This window comes from Lysobacter sp. HA35, from assembly GCF_054061195.1.
In genome coordinates, this window is the sequence record NZ_JBSSDY010000001.1 from 853,532 (window position 1) to 870,789 (window position 17,258).

Consider the following 17,258-nt stretch of genomic DNA (forward strand, 5'->3'; position numbering starts at 1 on the left):
ACGTGCATCCCGGTACAATTCGCGGGCTTTGCAGTCATCCGCCCAATTCGAGGTGCCGACGTGGATTTCCGCTTCACCGAAGAGCAGTTGATGATCCAGGATGTGGCCCGCCGCATCGCGCAGGAGAAGATCGCGCCGAGCGCGGAGCACTTCGACCGCACCGGCGAGTTCCCGCTCGACAACATCCGCACGCTGGGCGAGAACGGCCTGATGGGCATCGAGGTGCCGGCCGAGTACGGCGGCGCTGGCATGGACCCGGTGAGCTACGTGCTCGCGATGGTCGAGATCGCCGCGGCCGACGCCGCGCACTCGACGATCATGTCGGTCAACAACTCGCTGTTCTGCAACGGCATCCTGAAGTACGGCACCGAGGCGCAGAAGCAGCTCTACGTGCGCGCCATTGCCGAAGGCCGCGAGATCGGTGCGTTCGCGCTGACCGAACCGCAGTCCGGCTCCGACGCCACCGCGATGCGCTGCAAAGCGACCAAGCAGCCCGATGGCACCTACATCGTCAACGGCAAGAAGAGCTGGATCACCTCCGGCCCGGTCGCCAAGTACATCGTGCTGTTCGCGATGACCGACGCCGACAAGGGTGCGCGCGGCATCACCGCGTTCATGGTCGACACGACGCGGGCCGGCTTCGGCCGCGGCAAGACCGAGCCCAAGCTCGGCATCCGCGCGTCGGCGACCTGCGAGATCGAGTTCAACGATTACGTCGTGCAGGCGGACGAAGTGCTCGGCGCCGAAGGCGAAGGCTTCAAGATCGCGATGAGCGTGCTCGACGCCGGCCGCATCGGCATCGCGTCGCAGGCAATTGGTCTGTCGCGCGCCGCGTACGAAGCGACGCTCGCGTACGTCAAGGAGCGCAAGGCCTTCGGTGCGCCGATCGGCACATTCCAGATGACGCAGGCCAAGATCGCTGACATGAAGTGCAAGCTCGATGCGTCGCTGCTGCTTACGCTGCGCGCGGCGTGGCAGAAGGGCGAGTTCGACAAGGGCGGCGCGCGTTTCAGCACGGAGGCCGCCGTCGCCAAGCTCACGTCGTCGGAGGCCGCCATGTGGATCACCCACCAGGCGCTGCAGATCCACGGCGGCATGGGCTATTCGAAGGAGATGCCGATCGAGCGCTATTTCCGCGACGCGAAGATCACCGAGATTTACGAAGGCACGAGCGAGATCCAGCGCCTCGTGATCGCTCGCAACGAGACCGGCCTGCGCTGAGCCCGCAATGAGCACGTCGCCGGCGATGCGGCGTCGACGTTCGGGCTTCGGCCCGGACGCGATGCCCGCGCCGGCGTTTCCTTTTTGAAGGATCCGAACGCCGGCGTACGGATGCCGGCACAGGGAGTCGCCTCACATGACCACGAAACGCACCGCTTCCCGCACCACCCGTCGCGTCGACGACAGCGTCGTCGACCAGATCGTCGCCGCACTCAGCGCCACGCTTCCGAAGGCGCAGCAGGCATTGGCCGAATCGTTCGCGCGCGTCTTCTACAAGCGCATGACGACGGACGAGTTCCCGCAGCATTCGCCGCAGGCTTGGGCCGCACTCGCGGCGGGCTTCGTCGAGTTCATGCGCACCCGCAAGCCCGGCACCACGCTGGTCCGCCTGTTCAACCCGACGCTGCGCACGAACGGTTGGGAATCCGCGCACACGGTGCTGCAGGTCGCGAACGACGACATGCCGTTCCTCGTCGACTCCGTGACGCTCGCGCTCGCCGAGCGCGGCATCGCGGTGCACGTGCTCGGTCACCCGGTGGTTCCGGTCGCGCGCGATCGCGCCGGTCGCGTCACCGGCATCGGCGAAGGCAATCCCGAATCGCTGATGCACCTGGAGATCGATCGTCAGAGCGTCGAGACGATGGCGGAGATCGAGAGCGCAGTGCATCGCGTGCTCGAAGACGTGCGCGCGATCGTCAAAGACTGGTCCGCGATGCAGGACAAGATGCTGCAGGTGGCGGACGAACTGGGTGAGCGTCGTTCGCCGCTCGAGCCCGACAACGTGCGCGAGGCGCAGGAGTTCCTGCGTTGGGCCGCCGATAACCACTTCACCTTCCTCGGCTTCCGCGAGTACGAAGTCGCGAAGCAGGGCAAGCAAGAAGTGCTGCAGGCCGTGCCCGGCACGGGCCTCGGCCTATTGTGCGGCGAAGAGCGCGGCAAGCCGCGTCCGCTGTCGTCGCTGGCCGCGCATTACATGGAGCACTCGGGCGCCGTCGACGCGCTGATCCTGACCAAGACCAACGCGCGCGCCACCGTGCACCGCCGCGGTTACATGGATTACATCGGCGTCCTGAGCTTCGACAAGAACGGCAAGCCGGTGCGCGAAGAGCGCTTCCTCGGGCTGTTCACGTCGAGCGCGTACACGCGTCGCCCATGGGACATCCCGCTGGTGCGTCGCCGCTACGAGCACGTGATGGAGAAATCGGGCCTGCCGACCGATGGTCACAGCGGCAAGGCGCTCAAGCACATCCTCGAAACGCTGCCGCGCGACGAGCTGTTCCAGTCGGGCGAGGACGAGCTGTATCGCACCGGGATGGGCGTGCTCGGCCTGCAGGAGCGCGTGCGCAGCCGCATCTTCATGCGCCGCGACAAGTACGGCCGTTTCTACTCGGCGCTGGTCTACATCCCGCGCGATCGCTTCAACACCGAAGTGCGCCTGCGCATCGAGACGATGTTGAAGGACATGCTCAATGCCGAGCATGTCGATTCGTCGGTGCAACTCGGTGAGTCGCCGCTCGCACAGCTGCACATCATGGTGCGGCCGAAGCCGGCTGATGGTCATTCGGGCACGGTGCCGGACGTCGACGTGGCGGCGATCGAAGCGCGCCTCGCACAGATCGTGCGCAACTGGGCCGACGACCTGCGCGACCAGCTGATCGCGCGTCATGGCGAAAACACCGGGCTGCCGCTCGCGAACGCCTATGGCCGCGCGCTGCCGGCGGGCTACATCGAAAACGTGTCCGCGGAAGTCGCCGCGAACGACGTCGAGCATCTCGCTGCGTTGTCGGGTGCCGATGACCTTCGCCTGAGCCTGTATCGCAGCCATCAGGGCGAAGGCGGCCTGCGCTTCAAGTTCTATCGCGAAGGCGACGACATCCCGCTGTCCGACGCGCTGCCGATGATGGAGAACATGGGGCTGCGCGTCATCGCGGAGCATCCGTACCGCATCGAAGCCGCGGGCAAGGTGTTCTTCATCCAGGACTTCGAGGTCGAGTACCCGCGTGCGCTCGAAGTCACCGAGATCGATCAGGACTTCGAGGAAGCCTTCGCGGCTATCTGGCGTGGCCAAGCGGAGAACGACGGCTTCAATCGACTGATCCTCGCCGCCGGCATGTCGTGGCGCCAGGTCGCGATGCTGCGCGCGTACTGCAAGTACCTGCTGCAGGTCGGCGTGCCGTTCTCGCAGGCGTACATGGAGCAGACGCTGTCGCGTTATCCGATGATCGCGCGCCTGCTGGTCGAGCTGTTCGAAGCGCGCTTCGACCCGGCGACCGGCAAGGAAAGCAAGGCGGAAATCCGCGCGGGGATGCAGAAGTTCGAGGCGCAGCTCGTGCGTCTCGCCGGTGACGATGCCGCGCTTTCGGCGGCCGCGAAGCCGGTCATCGAAGCACGCGCCGGCAAGCGCGACGGTCAGGCGCAGGCCGCGCGCGACGCGATCTTCGGTCTGATGGACCGCGTGTCCAGCCTCGACGAAGATCGAATCCTGCGCAGCTTCATGGGTGTCATCGAAGCCACGCTGCGCACGAGCTACTACCAGCGCGAGCGCGGCGGTGCGTCGACCGGCTACGTCAGCTACAAGTTCGATTCGGCGAAGGTGCCGGACCTGCCGAAGCCGCGTCCGTACCGCGAAATCTTCGTGTACGGCCCGCGCGTGGAAGGCGTGCACCTGCGCTTCGGCCCCGTCGCGCGTGGTGGCCTGCGCTGGTCGGATCGTCGCGAGGATTTCCGCACCGAAGTGCTGGGCCTTGTGAAGGCGCAGATGGTGAAGAACACCGTGATCGTGCCAGTCGGTTCGAAGGGCGGCTTCTTCGTGAAGCGTCCGCCGGCGGGTGGCGACCGTGATGCGGTGCAGGCGGAAGGCATCGCCTGCTACAGCATGTTCATCAACGGCCTGCTGGACATCACCGACAACATTGTCGACGGCAAGATCATCGCGCCGAACGACGTCGTGCGTTACGACAACGATGATCCGTACCTCGTCGTCGCTGCCGACAAGGGCACCGCGACGTTCTCCGACATCGCGAACGGCATCGCGCGCGAACACGGCTTCTGGCTCGACGATGCGTTCGCGTCGGGCGGGTCGGTGGGTTACGACCACAAGGGCATGGGCATCACCGCGCGTGGTGCGTGGGAGTCGGTCAAGCGCCACTTCCGTGCGATGGGGCGCGACTCGCAGAAGCAGGACTTCACGGTCGTCGGTATCGGCGATATGTCGGGCGACGTGTTCGGCAACGGCATGCTGCTCAGCAAGCACATCGTGCTGCTCGCCGCGTTCGACCACCGCCACATCTTCCTGGACCCGACGCCGGATGCGGCGAAGTCCTTCAAGGAACGCGAGCGCATGTTCAAGCTGCCGCGTTCGAGCTGGGAGGATTACGACACCAAGCTGATCAGCAAGGGCGGTGGCATCTATTCGCGTTCGGCCAAGTCGATTCCGCTGAGCCCGCAGATCAAGCAGGCACTGGGCATCGATGCATCGGTCGAGTCGATGAGCCCGTCGGAACTGATGAGCGCGATCCTGCGCGCACCGGTCGACCTGCTGTGGAACGGCGGCATCGGCACGTACGTGAAGTCCAGCCGCGAAACGCATGCGGATGTCGGCGATCGCGCCAACAACGCACTGCGCGTCGATGGCCGCGACCTGCGCTGCCGCGTGATCGGCGAGGGCGGTAACCTCGGGCTGACACAGCTGGGCCGCATCGAAGCCGCGCAGCACGGCGTGCTGCTCAATACCGACTTCATCGATAACTCGGCGGGCGTGGACACCTCGGATCACGAGGTCAATATCAAGATCCTGCTCAACGCGGCCGTGCAGCAGAAGAAGCTCACGTTCGACCAGCGCAACAAGCTGCTGGCGTCGATGACGGACGAAGTCGGCGATCTGGTGCTCACCGACAACTACCGCCAGAACCAGGCGTTGTCGATGATGGAGCGCATGTCGGTTTCGCGCCTCGGCTCGAAGCAGCACTTCATCCGCACACTGGAATCGCAGGGGCTGCTCGATCGCCAGATCGAGTTCCTGCCGTCGGATGCCGACTTCGCCGATCGCAAGGCGCGTGGCCAGGGCCTGACGCGTCCGGAGCTGTCGGTGCTGCTGTCGTACAGCAAGCTCGTGCTGTTCCCGCAGCTCGTGCAGTCGGATGTGCCGGAAGATCCGTACCTGTCGAAGGAGCTGGTGCGTTACTTCCCGAAGCCGCTGCAGGAGAAGTACACCAAGCAGATGGAAGGCCATCGCCTGAAACGCGAGATCATCGCCACGGCGGTGACGAACTCGATGGTCAACCGCATGGGCGCGACGTTCGTGCTGCGCATGCAGGAAGACACCGGCCGTACGCCGGCGGAGATCGCCAAGGCCTACACCATCGCCCGCGAAGCGCTGGAAGCGCGCGATATGTGGGCGCAGATCGATGCGCTCGACGGCAAGGTGGTGGAGTCTGCGCAGGTCGATGCGCTGATGGCGATCTGGCACCTGATGCGTTCGATCACGCGCTGGCTGCTGTCGCGTCCGGGCGCCATCCCGGCCATCGAGGCGGCGGTCGTGCGCTACGGTGACGGCATCCGTGCGGTGCGCGATTCGCTCGAGCAGGCGATGACCAAGGACCTGCGCGCCGCGTACGAACAACGTGCGGCGGATTGGCGCGGTCGTGGCATTCCTGCCGCGCTCGCGCAGCAGCTGGCGTCGCTGCCACTGCTCGATGCGTCGATGGACATCGTCGAGATCGCGCAGGCGCGCAAGCTGGCGGCGGCGGAGGTCACCAAGGCCTACTTCGCCTTCAGCAGCGCGCTGCACCTGTCGTGGCTGTACGACCAGATCGAGGCTTTGCCCGTCGACAGCCGCTGGCAGGCGCTCGCACGCGGCTCGCTGCGTGACGAGCTCGGTGCGCAGCAGCGTGCGCTGGTCGGCCACATCCTGGCCGAGGGCGGGCGCAAGCCGGCCGACGGCAAGGTCGAGTCGTGGCTGCAGCGCGACGATTCCAGCCTGCGCTTCACGCTGACGATGCTGTCGGAGCTGGCGTCGCAGAAGTCGCTCGACTATCCGACGGTATCGGTGGCCGTACGGCGTCTCGCGCAGCTCGCACAGGGCGCCTGACGGATACGGCGCGGTTCGACGCGCCGTCGAGGAAATCACGAAAGCCCGTCGCATCTGCGGCGGGCTTTTCGTTTGGGCGGCCGTGTCGCACGCCTGCACGGTCAAGCCGCTATGCTGCGGCCATGGCGACCGACACGCTCCTGAAGGCGAATCCGCGGCTGGCCTTTCTTGCCGCGCCGACACCCGAAGCCCAGGCGGCGCGCACTGCGCTGGTCGATGCGCACGGCGATACGCCGCCGGCCGAAGCCGACGTGATCATCGCGCTCGGCGGCGACGGCTTCATGCTTCAGACGCTCCATCGCCATGCCGCGCTGTGCAAGCCGGTGTACGGCATGAAGCTCGGCACCGTCGGTTTCCTGATGAACCAGCAACGCATCGACTCGCTGGTCGAACGCATCCACGCCGCGGAGCCTGCCGTGCTGCGGCCGCTCGAAATGATCGTGCAGAGCGAGTCGGGCGCGACGGTTGGATCGCTCGCATACAACGAAGTCTCGCTGCTGCGACAGACGAGACAGGCAGCGCACCTGAGCATTGATCTCAACGGGCAGACGCGACTGGAAGAGCTCATCTGCGACGGTGTGCTGGTGTGCACGCCCGCCGGCAGCACCGCGTACAACTTCTCCGCGCACGGGCCGATCCTGCCGCTCGGCGCGAATGTCATCGCGCTGACGCCGATCGCCGCATTCCGCCCGCGTCGCTGGCGCGGTGCAGTGCTTAAGGCGGATACGGAAGTGCGCTTCAAGGTGCTCGATCCGCTGAAGCGGCCGGTCAGTGCAACCGCCGATTCGCATGAAGTGCGCGATGCGATCGAAGTGACGATCCGCGAATCGCGCGATCGCACGGTCACGCTGCTGTTCGATCCGGAACACAATCTCGAAGAGCGCATGCTCGCCGAACAGTTCACCAGCGGCTGATCGCGCTACGACGTTTCGACGCGGGCTTGGCGTCTGGCTAACGCACGCATCGCAACGATAGACGCCTCGATCCGGAGGCCGCGATGAAAGCCGAACTCAAGTCCGTATCCGACCAGGTCATGGTCATCACCGGTGCCAGCAGCGGCATCGGTCTCGCAACTGCGCTGATGGCGGCCGAGCGGGGCGCGAAGCTCGTACTCGTCGCGCGCAGCGGCGAAACGCTGGAAGAAATCCAGCGCGGTCTCGCCGACGTACGCGGCGAAGCGATCGTCTGCCCGGCCGACGTCGCCGACCGCGAAGCGCTCGAAGCCGCGGCGCAGAAGGCGGTCGAACGATGGGGCCGCATCGATACATGGATCAACGATGCCGGCGTGTCGGTGTACGGCCGCCTCGACGAAGTGAGCGAGGAAGACAACCGCCGCCTGTTCGACACCAACTTCTGGGGCACGGTGAACGGCTCGCTGGTCGCGCTGCCTTACCTGAAGCGACAGGGCGGGGCGCTGATCAACGTCGGCAGCGAAGTATCGGACGCGGTGATCCCGCTGCAGGGCATGTACGCCGCGAGCAAGCACGCGGTGAAAGGTTTCACCGACGCGCTGCGCATCGAACTGGAGCTGATCGACAAGGTGCCGGTGGAAGTCGTGCTGATCCAGCCGACGGCGGTCGACACGCCGTATCCGCAGCACGCCGCGAACTACATGGCCGAAGAGCCCAAGCTGCCGACGCCGATGATCGAGCCGGAGGACGTCGCCGAAGCGATCCTCAAGGCGGCGGAGAAGGGCGGTCGCGACATCAAGGTCGGTGCGATGTCGAAGATGAACACCATGACGTCGAAGCTGATGCCGAGCGTCGGCGACCGAATGTCCGCCATGCAGGCCGATCGCCAGCAGCGCGAGGAGCCGGCGTCGCGCGATCGCGAAGGTGCGCTCTATCGCGCCAGCGAGGACGGCCGCACGCACGGCACGCCGAATCCCTGACCGAAACGAGGAGATCGATATGACGCGTGGACTGGGCGGCGAATCGCCGTCGAACGTGGAGCGTTACCTGGCCGGCGTGCGTTACCCGGCGACCAAGGGCGACCTGCTGCAGGCGGCGCAGGCCAACGATGCGCCGCGCGACATCATGCGGCTGATCGAAGAAATCGAGATGGAGCAGTTCGGTGGCCCGCAGGACGTGATGAAGGGCTACGGCAAGCTCAATTGACGCAGGCGCGGCCGGTCGCCGGCGATGGCGGCCGGCCGCGGCGGGGGCGTGCAGAATAGGCGCATGCCCGACCGCGACGCCGACCCCCTGATCGTTGCCATTTCCTCCCGGACGCTGTTCGACCTGGAGGAAGGCCACGACCTGTTCGAACGCGAAGGCCTCGAGGCGTACGCGCACTTCCAGCGCAGTCATGAGAACGACGTCCTCGCGCCGGGCATCGCATTCCCGCTTGTGCGCAAGCTGTTGCGTCTCAACGACGGCGCGCCGCCGGAAGCGCCGCGCGTCGAAGTGATCCTGATCTCGCGCAACTCGGCCGACACCGGCCTTCGCATCTTCAATTCGATCGCGCACCACGGGCTGTCGATCCGTCGTGCGGCTTTCAGTAATGGCGCGCCGCCGTATCCGTACATCCGGCCGTTCAACGCCGACCTGTTCCTCTCCGCACACGGCGAGGACGTGCGTGCAGCGCTGCAGGCGGGCGTCGCGGCGGCGATGCTGCTGCCGTCCTCGTCACCGTCCGCACTGTCTGCAGGCGCACGCAATCCCGATCAATTGCGCATCGCGTTCGATGGCGACGCGGTGATCTTCGACGACGAAGGCGAACGTGTGTCGCGCGAAGGTGGCCTCGCGGCATTCACCGAGCACGAAATGCAGCGTGCGGGCGAGCCTTTGTCGGGCGGACCGTTTCGCGGCTTTCTTGATGCGCTGCATCGACTGCAGCAGGCGTTTCCCACTGGAGACGACGCGCCCATCCGCACCGCGCTGGTCACCGCGCGCAGCGTGCCCGCGCACGAGCGTGTGATCCGCACATTGCGCGAGTGGGGCATCCGTCTCGACGAGGCGCTGTTCCTCGGCGGTCGGCCGAAAGGGCCGTTCCTCGAAGCATTCGGCGCCGACATCTTCTTCGACGATTCCGAGCACAACATCGTCTCCGCACGCGACCACGTCGCCGCCGGCCATGTGCCGCACGGCGTGGCCAACGTTCCGCGCTAGCCGGTCAGGCTGCCGACGAGCCGGTCGACCGGCAGGCGCACGTCGGTCAGCCGCCAGCGCAGGCCATCGCGGGTGAACACGAACACGATCGGTACGCCGTCGGCGTTCTGCACGGTCGCGGTGAAGCGCGATGCCGACTCGTAGTCGTAATGCGCGCCGCGCAGCGGATCGAACTGCTGTTCCGGCGCCTGCGAACGTTCCGGCGGATAACCCATCGCGCGGCGGATCACGCTGCGGCCCTGCAGGATCGCACCGATGCCCGCGGGCGTCGCGAGTGCGTCGACCACGCCGCCGGTCATCGTCGACGTGACCTGCCGGCCGAGTTCCTTGAGGCGGCTGTCGGTCGACGGGTCGCCCATCTTGCGGGCGAGATAGTCCTCGAGCTGCGCCTTGACGCTGGCGCGCACCAGCGGAAAGTCGACGTCGCGATCGAGCGTGCGCATGTCCCCTTTCTGCACGGCCGCGCTGATCGAGCGCACGGTGAGGAGCGGTCCGGCCGCGACGTAGCCGACGACGGCCAGCACGGCGACCAGGAGGAGGGCGATCAGGGTCTTCATCGGGCGCAGCCTAGCGAATGCGCGTGAGGAGATCGCCGACAGGGCGTCAGGCGACGGGTTCCGGCGCGATCGCGGCGCGCACGCGGTTGCGGCCTTCGCGCTTGGCGCGATACAGCGCTTCGTCCGAGCGTGGCACCAGCGTTCGAAGGCTTGCGCTGTGCGGCTGGCCGTCGCTCCATGCCACGCCGAGGCTGGCGGTGACGCCGAAACCGGGCGCGAAAGGCTCGCAATCGATCAGTTCGACCGCCGCGCGGATCCGCTCGGCCACGGTCATCGCCTGCTCGAGCGTGCAGTCGACGAGCAACAACGCGAACTCATCACCGCCCCAACGCGCGGCGATGTCGCGCTGCCGCGCCTGCGCACGGATCACGTCGGCGATGGCCTGCAATGCGATGTCGCCCGCGGCATGCCCGTGGAGATCGTTGATTGGCTTGAAGCCGTCGACGTCGACCAGCATCAGCGCGACCGCATGGCCCTGCGCGAGATGTTCGAGTTCCGCATCCAGCGCCTGATCGAGAGCGCGACGATTCGACAGCAAGGTGAGTGCATCGGTGCGCGCGAGCCGCTCGGCGATGCTGGTCTGCACCTGCAGCGCATGCGTGCGTTCCTCGACGAGTGCGCGCAGCCGGCGCTGGCTGCGTCGCAGCTGACGGATGCGCGCGCCGTAGGCGAGGGCGAGCAACAACACGGTCGACACCACGATCAGCGCCCACACTAGCGGACGCTGCCACCAGTACGGCTCGATCGTGAACGTCAGGCCGCCGCGCGCGACCGCCGGCTCGCCCGGAACCCAAGCCTCGACGCGCAGGTGGAAATCGCGCGGCGGCAGGCGGGTGAACTGCACCTCGCGGCTGTCACCCAGATCGACCCACGTCGATGTAAGCCCGTCCAGGCGATAGCGGTAGTGCACGCGCTGCGCGTTGATCAGCGTTGGCGAGACAAAGCGCACGACGATGCGGTGGTCGCCCGGTGCGAGCGTCGATGCGACATGCGGATCAACCGCACGACCGTCGACTTCGAAGCGTTCGATGGTGACCGGCGGCAGAGGAAGCGAGCGACGGACCGCGGCTTCGGGATCGAGTCGCGCGACTCCGATAGCGGTCGCGACCCAAAGGCGTCCCGCGTCGTCGAGCGTGGCTGCGGGCATGGAGCCGCCATTCGCCTGCGCCGACATCATCCCGTCCGCACGACCGAACAGATGCACGTCGATGCGTTCTCGACGCTTCGCCGCGACGTCCTCCAGCTCGGCCATGCGCAGGCGCGCAATGCCTTCGTTGCCGGTCAGCCAAAGCCGGCCCTGCGCGTCGCGCACCGCAGCGAAGATCTTCTCGAACGGCAGTCCTTCGGCGCGGGCAACGCGTTGCGGACGCGAGCCGTCGTGATCGATGCGGACCAGGCCGCGATCAGTCGCGAGCCAGAGCGCGTTGCCGTCGACCGACGACACGAAGCTGTAGACGTACTGCGCATCGGTATCGCCGAGGTCCACGGGCTGCGCGCGTCCATTGCGGATCACCGCGGCGCCCGAACTGGTTCCGACCCAGACAGAGCCGTCGGCGTCCTCGTGGAGAGCGAGCACGAACTCCGCCGGCAACCCGTCGTGTGCGCCGTAGACACGCTGCTGCGTGCCGTCGAGCATCACCACGCCCTGCTTGGTGCCGACCCAGAAGCGGCCGTCATGCGCGGCGAGCACGGCACGCACTTCATTCGACGGGAGTCCGTCGTCCATGGTGACGTCGCCGACGACCTCGCCGTCGTGCAGGCGCAGCACACCGTCGTGGAACGTGCCAACGAGCAGGTCGCCGCTGCGATCTTCGGCAAGCGCGAGCACCGAAACGTCCGCGAGATGCGTGCCGAGCCCGACGCGCGTGATCGCGCCCGTCGTGGTGTCGATGCGATCGAGCCCTTGGCCGCTGCCGACCCACAACGTGCCGTCGTGCGAGACCAGCGTGGCGCGCACGAAGTCGTCGGCGAGGCCATCCTTGCGGGTAAAGGTGTGGATGGGCGCCGCGCGCAATCGCACGAGACCGCCGTTCGTGCCGACCCACAGGCTGCCTTCGTTGTCGCGACCGAGCGCGAGCACGCGGTTGTTCGGTAGGCCCTGCGGTGCGTCCAACCATTCGATGCGGTCGCCTTCGACGCGCGCGAGCCCGGCGTTGTTGGTGCCGACCCAGGTCGTGCCACTGGCGTCGCGCCAGATGCGCGTCGCGGTGCGCGTGGCGAGGTCGGGATGCAGCAGCCGCACAGGGCCGCCGTCATCGATCATCGCGCCGTGCTCGGTGCCGATCAGCAATCCACCGGACGGTAGTGCGAACAGCGAAAACACGGGGCCGGCGGTCAGGCCGTTTTCGCCAGCGGCGACCGCTCGATCACCTTCGACGCGCGCGAGCCCCAGGCTCGTCGCGACCCAGATGCGGCCGCGCGAGTCGCGGGCGAGTGCGTTGACGGTGTCGCTCGGCAGGCCGGCAGTCGCGTTGATGGTGTGGCGATGGCCATCGGGGTCGATGCGGACCACGCCGCTTCGTGCGGTGGCGACCCAGAGTCGACCGCCCGGTTCCTCGAGAAGATCGGTGATCAGGCCATCGACCGGCGGACGGGAGTCCCAGCGACCGGCATGCCAGCGCACGATGCCGCCGCGCGCGCTGCCGGCCCAGAGGTCGCCCTTCGGGCCGATGTGCAATGCGCGGACGCTGTCGTCGACGAGGCCTGGAATGTCGTCGCGCCGGTACAGCCGGAACTCGTGGCCGTCGTAACGTGCCAGGCCTTCCCAGGTCGCCAGCCAGAGATAGCCGTCGGAGGTTTGGCCGATGCCGTTGATGGTGCTGTGCGGAAGGCCGTCGCGCGTGGTCCACGATTCGACGAAGTCGTCAGCCAGTGAGTGAGCGGCAGACGCCGGAAGGCAAGCGAACGCGAGCACGGCCAACAACGCGAAAACGCCACGTCGCAGCGACGCGCGAAGGCGCGTGTGCGTACTGGCGCGGACACGCGCGCAGGCACGTGCCTTCAGCGATGCTGCCATCGACCTCGACCGGTTGAATCCCCCGCAGCTACTTTGCCACGGCACACGGGCGGAGTTCGCTTATCCGGACCGACGGCGTACCCGGCCATACGGCCGGTGGCCGGTTCAGGCGATCTCGGCCTGCCGCTCGCGGCCCCAGGCGTCCACCGCATCGAGCACGGCGCAGATGCGGTCATCGCCCGCGCGCGCGGCGCGCAGCGTGCGCAGTTCTTCGAAGAACGAGTCGAACGTGTATTCCGAGCACGTGGTATCGGCGAGACGCTCGCGGCGATACCCGTTCCAGCGCTCGTGCTCGTCGTGGCCCAGCGAATCGCGCCAGTTGCGCGCGCGATAGCGGAACAGCAGCTCGGGAAGCCGCGCGTCGTTGAAGTGGAAGTCGATGCCGCCGAGGTGCTGCGGCGGCGTGCCACGCACGTCGGGAAAGCGCAGGCGGTCGGCGTCGGGCAGGAAACCGTCGTAAAGCGATGCGTCGCAGTCGGACGCACCGCGATCGGGAACGGATGCGAAGACGCGGCGCACCTTCTCCGCGATGTCATGCGCGCGTTCGCGCAGGCGTGCAGCGTTGCGCGCGATGCGATCGACATCGATGCGAAGGCGATCGAGGTCGGCGGGCCGCAGGTGATCCCAAGCGACGATCGCCGGACACCGGTTGAGATGGATTTCCTTCAGCGCGACGCGTTCAACGCCTTCGGGCAATTCGTCCTGTTTGACGTAGAGCCGCGCCGCGATCTCCGTTGGATCGAGCGATAGCAATGCGTCCGGGTCCTGGTCGAGATCGAACACGACGACGCGACTGCCGATGCGCGGATGCATGGCGAGCGGGATCACCGGCGCCGCGCAAAGGCGACTCGCCGGGAAGCGTTGCGACACATGCAACACCGGCGTCATCGCCGCGACGTCGAGCACGCTGCCGGCGAAGCGCTTGTCGCGCAGCTTGAGGCAGTAGTCCCACAGGCGCGGCTGCGCTGCACGAAGGCGCTGGCCGAGACCGATCAGCGCACGCACATCGCTCAGTGCTTCGTGGGCATCGCCGATACGCACGCCGTTCGCGTTTGCGAGACCCTCGAGCGTGAAACTCGGCGTGCCGTCGTCGCGGTAGACCCAGTTGATACCGCCGGGGCGCAACGCGTGCGCGAGTCGCATCACGTCGAGCAGATCCCAACGACAGTTGCCGCCGCGCCACTCGCGTTCGTAGGGGTCGTAGAAATTGCGGAAGAAGCCGTGGCGAACGAATTCGTCGTCGAAACGCAGCGAGTTGTAGCCGGCGGTGCACGTGCCCGGCCGCATCATCTGCTCGTAAATGCGCGCGAACGCTTCCGCTTCGTTGACGCCATGCTCGCACGCGTGTTGCGGCGAAATGCCCGTGATGGCGGCCGCCATGGGCGAGGGCAGCAGGTCGTCGGCCGGCTTGACGTAGAAGCAGATGTCGTCGTCGATCTGCTCGAGGTTCGCATCGGTGCGGATGCCCGCGAACTGCGCGATGCGGCTGCGGCGCGGGCAGGCGCCGAAGGTCTCGAGGTCGTAGAACAGGAAGCTCGACGTCACGCTTCGGCCTCGAGTAGCGGCAGGCGTTCCGCGACGAGGCGATCAGCGAATTCGCGGTCGATGGTGTCCAGCGATGAATGCCCGCGCGTCACCTCCGCCAGCAGTTCCCGCTGCAGGCGGCCGCGTTCGAACGCCGTCGCGTACGGAATGCGCATGAACGTGACCATCGAATAGCGCGGGACGAAGCGGTTCGGATGCCTTGCCGCCAGCTCGCGTTCCAGCGCTCGCTGCAGCAGGTAATCGTCATCGTCGACGCGGTCGCGCATCTCCAGATAATTCTCCAGCGCCATCTGCTGGATGGCACGCGCGTTCGGCAGCCGCTCGGCCTGGAAGGCAGCGAACGCGGATGCGCGGTCCCGCGCACGGTCGAGATGCTCGGCAAGCGCGACGCAGTCCTCGAAGGCGCAGTTCATGCCCTGGCCGTGGAACGGCACCATCGCGTGGGCGGCGTCGCCGAGCAGCACGGCATCGCCGTCCAGATGCCACCGATCGAGGTAGAGCGTGGCGAGTACGCCGGTCGGGTGCGCGTCGAAATCGCGCTCGAGATCGGGGATGAGCGGCGATGCATCCGCGAAGTCGCGCTCGAAGAACGCGCGTGCCTCTTCGCCGTTGCGGACAGTGTCGAAGCTCGGGTCGCCGTGGTTCGGCAGGAAGAGCGTCACGGTGAACGTGCGCTCGTCGTTCGGCAGCGCGATGCACATGTAGCGTCCGCGCGGCCAGATGTGCAGGGCATTCGGCTCGACGCTGAAGCCGCCGTCGTCGGCCGGCGGGATCTCGAGTTCCTTGTAGCCGTGGCCGAGGTTCTCGGTGCGTTCGCCGAGGTCGGCGCGACGGCTCATTGCGGCGCGTAGCGCGGAACCGGCGCCGTCGGCACCGACCAGCGAGTCGAAGCCGACGTGGAAACCGTCCTCGCCGGTGGTGCCGAAGGTCGCGATGCGTCGGTCGAAATCGACGTCGACCAGACCGCGATCGAAATGCAGGCGCACGCCGGCAGCTTCGGCGATCTCCAGCAGAATGATGTTGAGTTCGCCGCGGTGCACCGACCAGATGACTTCGCTGTCGTCGCGGCCGTAGCGCTGCAGGTCGGTGCGGCCGTCGGCGAAATGCACCATGCGGCCCCGCATCATCACCGCATGCGACATCACCGCTTCGTCCGCGCCCGCGAGGCCCAGCGCGTAGCGACCACGCTCGGCGAGTGCGAGGTTGATCGAGCGACCGCCTGCATAACCGCGAACGCGCGGATCGCCGCGCTTTTCGTAAACCTCGACGCTCCAGCCGCGGCGCGCGAGCAGCGTGGCCAGCAACGCGCCCGCGAGGCCCGCGCCAATGATCGTGATGCTGCGGGGGCTGTCGCTCACGTGCAGATCCATCCGGTCGTCGTCGGGCGAGTGTAGTGGCAGCGACGCGTCGTGGCGGCGCGGTTCAAGGCGATGAACGACGCGATCAGGCAGCCGGCGCCCAGCGCTCGACCTCGCGCACGAACCGCAGCACGTCGGCATGCGTGTTGTAGAGCGGGGCAGGCGAGATGCGGATCACGTCGGGCTCGCGCCAGTCGCCCAGCACGCCGTTCGCGGCGAGGTGGTCGAACAGGGCACGACCCTGCTCGCGGCCGCCGTGCACGCGCAGGGACAACTGGCAGCCGCGCTGTGCGGTATCGCGCGGCGTCAGGATGTCGAGCACGTGCGAGAGCCGCGCGTCGATCAGCGCTTCGAGGTATCCGGTGAGCGAGCGCGACTTCTCGCGCAGCGCGGGCAGCCCGGCGCGGTCGAACAGCTCCAGCGATGCACGCAACGGCGCCATCGACAGGATGGGCGGATTGCTGAGCTGCCAGCCGTCCGCACCTGCAGCGGGTACGAAGTCCGGCCCCATGCGGAAACGCGTGGATGCGTCGTGGCCCCACCAGCCGGCGAAACGCGGCACGTCCTCACGCGAATGACGTTCGTGCACGAACGCACCGCCGACCGCGCCGGGGCCGGAGTTCACGTACTTGTAGTGACACCAGGCGGCGAAGTCGGCGTCGCTGTCGTGCAGCGCGAGCTCGAGATTGCCCACCGCGTGTGCGAGGTCGAAGCCGCACCTCGCGCCGGCGTCATGCGCGAGTTTCGCGATGCGCTTGAGGTCGAACGCCTGCCCGGTGCGGTACTGCACGCCGGGCCACAGGACGAGCGCGAGGCGGTCGCGGTTCGCCTCGATTGCGCGTTCGATCGCGGCCATCGAGATCGTGCCGCTCGGCGAGTCCGGCTCGACTTCGATGAGATCCGTCGCGGGGTCGAAGCCATGGAATGCGATCTGCGATGCGGTGGCGTGCCGGTCTGACGGGAACGCGCCGGCTTCGATGAGGATCGCCGGGCGCTCGCGCGTCGGCCGATAGAAACTCACCATCAGCAAGTGCAGATTGGCCGTGAGCGTATTCATCGCCACGACTTCGACCGGCTTCGCACCGACGAGGCGCGCCAGCGGCTCGCGCACGAGCTCGTGGTAGCTCATCCACTGCGCGTCGCCGGTGAAGTGTCCCTCGACCGCGTCCTCCTCCCATTTGCGCAGCACGGTTTCGACGTGCGCACGCGCACCGCGCGGCTGCAGCCCGAGCGAGTTGCCGACGAAGTACGCCATCGGCTCACCGTTGTGGCGCGGAATCAGGAATTCGTCGCGGAAGGCGCGCAGGGGGGCGGCCGCGTCGAGGGCGGCGGCGTGCGCGTCGGAAAACAAATCAGTCATTG

The 17,258-nt window shown here is 67.2% G+C and carries 11 protein-coding genes; 6 read left to right on the plus strand and 5 right to left on the minus strand.

Annotated elements, in window-relative coordinates; all coding sequences use genetic code 11:
- The first annotated feature begins 36 nt into the window (after nt 1–36).
- The 6 genes from ACVWZN_RS04325 to ACVWZN_RS04350 all read left to right on the plus strand — a co-directional run bounded on the left by ACVWZN_RS04325 (nt 37) and on the right by ACVWZN_RS04350 (nt 9,420).
- The gene (locus ACVWZN_RS04325; protein WP_456954712.1) at nt 37–1,221 is read left to right on the plus strand and encodes an acyl-CoA dehydrogenase family protein; all 1,185 of its coding nucleotides are present in this window, start codon (nt 37–39) and stop codon (nt 1,219–1,221) included.
- 136 nt (nt 1,222–1,357) lie between these two features.
- Complete coding sequence (locus ACVWZN_RS04330) at nt 1,358–6,310, plus strand: NAD-glutamate dehydrogenase (RefSeq protein WP_456952756.1); 4,953 nt, start codon at nt 1,358–1,360, stop codon at nt 6,308–6,310.
- 140 nt (nt 6,311–6,450) lie between these two features.
- A complete protein-coding gene (locus tag ACVWZN_RS04335; protein WP_027083043.1) occupies nt 6,451–7,224 on the plus strand; it encodes an NAD kinase in 774 nt (257 codons plus the stop codon).
- An 83-nt stretch (nt 7,225–7,307) separates the two neighbouring features.
- The gene (locus ACVWZN_RS04340) at nt 7,308–8,201 is read left to right on the plus strand and encodes an SDR family oxidoreductase (RefSeq protein ID WP_456952757.1); all 894 of its coding nucleotides are present in this window, start codon (nt 7,308–7,310) and stop codon (nt 8,199–8,201) included.
- A gap of 19 nt (nt 8,202–8,220) precedes the next feature.
- Nucleotides 8,221–8,427, plus strand: a complete 207-nt coding sequence (locus tag ACVWZN_RS04345) for a DUF2795 domain-containing protein (protein ID WP_456952758.1) — start codon at nt 8,221–8,223, stop codon at nt 8,425–8,427.
- A 63-nt stretch (nt 8,428–8,490) separates the two neighbouring features.
- Entirely contained in the window at nt 8,491–9,420 is a 930-nt protein-coding gene (locus tag ACVWZN_RS04350) for a 5'-nucleotidase (protein ID WP_027083046.1), read from the plus strand.
- On the opposite strand, the gene ACVWZN_RS04355 is transcribed toward ACVWZN_RS04350, so the two are convergent.
- The 5 genes from ACVWZN_RS04355 to kynU all read right to left on the minus strand — a co-directional run bounded on the left by ACVWZN_RS04355 (nt 9,417) and on the right by kynU (nt 17,256).
- The gene (locus tag ACVWZN_RS04355; RefSeq protein WP_456952759.1) at nt 9,417–9,977 is read right to left on the minus strand and encodes a DUF2939 domain-containing protein; all 561 of its coding nucleotides are present in this window, start codon (nt 9,975–9,977) and stop codon (nt 9,417–9,419) included. The genes ACVWZN_RS04350 and ACVWZN_RS04355 overlap by 4 nt on opposite strands.
- A gap of 46 nt (nt 9,978–10,023) precedes the next feature.
- Nucleotides 10,024–12,993 carry a two-component regulator propeller domain-containing protein gene (locus ACVWZN_RS04360; RefSeq protein ID WP_456952760.1) on the minus strand — a complete coding sequence of 990 codons (2,970 nt, stop codon included), beginning with the start codon at nt 12,991–12,993 and terminating at the stop codon, nt 10,024–10,026.
- Between the two features lie 105 nt (nt 12,994–13,098).
- Nucleotides 13,099–14,538: an exodeoxyribonuclease I gene (gene sbcB / locus ACVWZN_RS04365; protein WP_456952761.1), complete on the minus strand. Its 1,440-nt coding sequence runs from the start codon at nt 14,536–14,538 to the stop codon at nt 13,099–13,101.
- Nucleotides 14,535–15,896, minus strand: coding sequence for an FAD-dependent oxidoreductase (locus ACVWZN_RS04370; RefSeq protein ID WP_456952762.1), 1,362 nt, complete (start codon nt 15,894–15,896; stop codon nt 14,535–14,537). Before ACVWZN_RS04370 ends, sbcB begins: the two co-directional genes overlap by 4 nt.
- An 85-nt stretch (nt 15,897–15,981) precedes the next feature.
- Nucleotides 15,982–17,256, minus strand: coding sequence for a kynureninase (kynU, locus tag ACVWZN_RS04375; RefSeq protein ID WP_456952763.1), 1,275 nt, complete (start codon nt 17,254–17,256; stop codon nt 15,982–15,984).
- Nucleotides 17,257–17,258: the final 2 nt, after the last annotated feature.